This window comes from Kitasatospora sp. NPDC048194, from assembly GCF_043202455.1.
In the GTDB taxonomy this organism is placed as follows: Bacteria; Actinomycetota; Actinomycetes; order Streptomycetales; family Streptomycetaceae; genus Kitasatospora.
The window spans coordinates 87,244-90,281 of record NZ_JBIDAK010000029.1; the positions used below are offsets into that span (position 1 = coordinate 87,244).

Genomic DNA, 3,038 nt, shown 5'->3' on the forward strand with positions numbered 1-3,038 from the left:
CCAGGGTAAACCCGCACGTCGCCGGGGGGGCGCGCTCGGGGCCTCCCGGAGCGCGCCGCGATCGCGTTCCCCGGGGCCCCGCCCCCGCCCCCTCCCCTCCCTCCGCCTCCCCCACCCCCTGCCCCATCCCCACCCGCGTTGCGGAGGGAGGAGGAGAGCGGGGGTCACCGGGGCGGGGCACGGGGGCCGGCGGGCGAGTGGGTCTGGTGGGTGGAGTGGGCGGCGGGGCGGCCGTGGGCGGGCTGGGGTTGAACGGCGACCGCCAGCGTGGACGGGGAGTCGCCGGTCACGGCGATGTCACCCGCGCGGTCGGTGCGCAGGACGGTGGCGCCCAGGGCGCGCAGCCGGTCGACCGTGCGCGGCGAGGGATGGCCGTAGGCGTTGCCCTCACCGCAGGAGATCAGGGCCAGCCGGGGCCGCAGGGCGGCCGTCAGGTCCCAGTCCTGGTGAGCCGAGCCGTGGTGCGCCACCTTCAGGACGTCGACCCGGCCCAGCCGGCCCAACAAGGCGGATTGCGCGGGTGGTTCGAGGTCGCCGAGCAACGCCATCCGCAGCCCGCCCGGCAACGACACCAGCAACGCCACGCTCGCGTTGTTCGCGCCGGACGCCTCGACGGCCGCTCCGGGATCCGGCCACACCACGTCCCAGGTCAACTCCGCTCCCGCCGAGCGGCGTTCACCACGCCCGGCGCGCAGCAGCGGCACCCCGGCGACGGCCGCCCAGGCCGTGACCCGGGCGACCTCACCCGGCGGGTCGTCCAGCGCCGTGCCCTCGACCGCGCCGACACCGCGCCCCCGCAACACCCCTGGCACGCCTTCGACATGGTCGGCGTGGTCGTGTTCTCCATGGTTCGCGTGTCTCATGAGACACCGCTCTTGTGTCTCGCCCCGGCCCTGGGGGCATTTGGCGGAGCGGGGGGGCGCCCTCGCTGGAGCCGCTCTGAGACAACCGCCAGCATGAGAAGATGTGACCCAGATCACCTCTAGGGGTGTCGGACCCCGATGACAGCCTGGTGCCGGAACGAGGTGGTGCTGTGGGATTCGACCTGAGTGAGCCGCGGGTGCTGATGTGCGGGAGTCGCCGGTGGCCGTGGCCGACGGCGGTGGAGATCGTGCTCGACCGTCTCTTGGATCGTCATGGTGAACGCCTCGTGGTCATCGAGGGCGCGGCGACCGGCGCGGACTCTGCGGCTCATGGGTGGTGCCAGCGACATGGCTTGGGCTCTGAACGGCATCGTTGCTATCCGGTCGACTGGAAGGCCGAGCGCCTGGCCCGTCCGGCGGACTGGCGGCTGGCTGGTCCGGAGCGGAACACGCGGATGCTGCTGACCGAACGCCCGCGGCTGATCGTCGCCTTCCATGACCACTTCTCGCCGGCCAGCGGCGGGACCTCGGACATGTGTCTGCGCGGGTTGCTCAGCGAGGTGCCGGTGTGGCTGGTGCCTGGACCCGATGTGCAGGTCGGCGCGTGGCTGCGGGTGGACATGTTCCCCCTCGCGCGGCAGCGGCGGTTCCAGGCCGAGCTGGAGGCTGCGCGGTGCGAGGGGGTCGGGGGACCGCCCCGGGAGTCGACCGCCGACGAATGATGCTGCCTGCCTGGCCGGGCGCCCGTCGATCAAGGAAACGTTTCCAGTCTTCGCTGTTTCCAAGGGCTGGAAAGGGCGCTGAAGGGAAACCTCAGCCCTGCGTCGGATGCCGCCTGGGATCGTCCCGGCTCTTGTCGGACTCCGTCTCCGGCACGTTCTGCTGACGGGCGACAGCGATGGCGTGGGTGTGCCTGCGGAAGGCCAGGCGGTGCCGTCCGTCAGCGGTGGACGGCTCGGGGTTGACCAGGCCCAGCGCGACCAGATGGTTGAACGTGTTCGGGTAAAGCTCCATGATCAGCCGCAGCGGCTTCTCCGGATTGGCGTCCGAGCAGATGCCGATGACGCGTAGGACGCGGTCCGCATAGCGCTTGTGGAGCGATTGGCGCCGGACTCGGCAAGCCTGGGCCATCTGCTGCCAGGTAGCCCCGCGGTAGTTGGCTTCGGCCAGGAGCAGGACCCTCTCGGAGGCCACGGCCTTCTCGATCGCCGCAAGCCGGCTCAAGGCGTCCAGCAGTTCCTCGGCCGGGTCGCCGGGCGGCCTGGGGACGAGTTCTCGAAGCCTGTGAACCGCCTCGCGAAGAGCCTGGACCGCCGGCGCCAGCTCAAGCCCGTCGCCGAAGGTCTTGGGCGTGCCATCGAAATAGGACGGGCCGCTCCAGCGGTGTCGCTCCCCCATGGCTGTCAGTTCTAGCTGACAAGTGCCCGCTTGGGAGAGGCGCGATCCGGACACATATCTGCGTCAACTCAGGCCCGTGCAAGGGTCCTGAACAGCGAGAGCTGGGTGTGACGCCGCAGTTCACGATGCCGTCGTGCTCGCAGTGGGCTTGGCGCCGCCTAAACCTCGGATGGCGAGGTTTCGTTCCCCTCTTGTCAAATCTCCGGTTGCAGCTCTGGGGCCGCGGAACCTTGGTGCGGCAGAGGGTGTTCTAGTCTCAACAATGAGCGGACTGCACCACCGTCGGCCCAAAATGCCGACGGCCCCCGTTCCAGCGGGAGCCGTCCGTTCCTTCGCCCCGCCGAGCTTGACAGGGAAGGTTCGCTTGGTATTGACCATAGCTCATAAGGCCGCATCCGGCAATGGACTTGACGCCCGGGCCTCGTTGTCCGGGGGGTGCCGGTGACGGTTCCCTTCAGCGTGTGGGCCCGGCTCGCGCTCGCGGTGCCGGTGACCGTGGCGGTGGTGGTGATGAGCCTCATGCTCTTGATCGCCATGTTCATCCCCTCGGCGGCGACGAGGAAGTTCGTCCTGGCGAGCAATCGGCAAGTCCTGGCACTGGTGAGGGTGTTGGTGCCAGCCGCCAAGTAAGCCACTGGGGGTGGGGGGGGGGGGGGGGGGGGGGGCGCCCCCCCCCCCCCCCCCCGCGCGGGGGGGGGCGGGGGGGGGGGGTGGGGGGGGGGGGGGGGGTGGGGGGGGGGGGGGGGGGGGGGGGGGGGCGCGGGGGGGGGGGGCGGG

4 protein-coding genes are annotated in these 3,038 nt (G+C 71.4%); 2 read left to right on the forward strand and 2 right to left on the reverse strand.

The features are described 5' to 3' along the window. Positions 1–164 precede the first annotated feature (164 nt). Positions 165–812 carry a ComEC/Rec2 family competence protein gene (locus ACGF07_RS28200; protein WP_392903184.1) on the reverse strand — a complete coding sequence of 216 codons (648 nt, stop codon included), beginning with the start codon at positions 810–812 and terminating at the stop codon, positions 165–167. A 221-nt stretch (positions 813–1,033) separates the two neighbouring features. Here ACGF07_RS28200 and ACGF07_RS28205 point away from each other — a divergent pair, with 221 nt between their 5' ends. Further along, the gene (locus ACGF07_RS28205; RefSeq protein WP_392903187.1) at positions 1,034–1,585 is read left to right on the forward strand and encodes an SLOG family protein; all 552 of its coding nucleotides are present in this window, start codon (positions 1,034–1,036) and stop codon (positions 1,583–1,585) included. Positions 1,586–1,676: 91 nt separating this feature from the next. Here ACGF07_RS28205 and ACGF07_RS28210 read toward each other — a convergent pair whose 3' ends face one another. Next, positions 1,677–2,261, reverse strand: a complete 585-nt coding sequence (locus ACGF07_RS28210) for a hypothetical protein (protein ID WP_392903190.1) — start codon at positions 2,259–2,261, stop codon at positions 1,677–1,679. Positions 2,262–2,702: 441 nt separating this feature from the next. Between ACGF07_RS28210 and ACGF07_RS28215 the strand changes: the two genes are divergently transcribed. Beyond that, the gene (locus ACGF07_RS28215) at positions 2,703–2,891 is read left to right on the forward strand and encodes a hypothetical protein (RefSeq protein ID WP_392903192.1); all 189 of its coding nucleotides are present in this window, start codon (positions 2,703–2,705) and stop codon (positions 2,889–2,891) included. Positions 2,892–3,038: the final 147 nt, after the last annotated feature.

Bases quoted from the DNA above. Each gene is read 5' to 3' on its own strand.
- ACGF07_RS28210 (WP_392903190.1), bottom strand. From the start codon at position 2,261: ATGGGGGAGCGACACCGCTGGAGCGGCCCGTCCTATTTCGATGGCACG.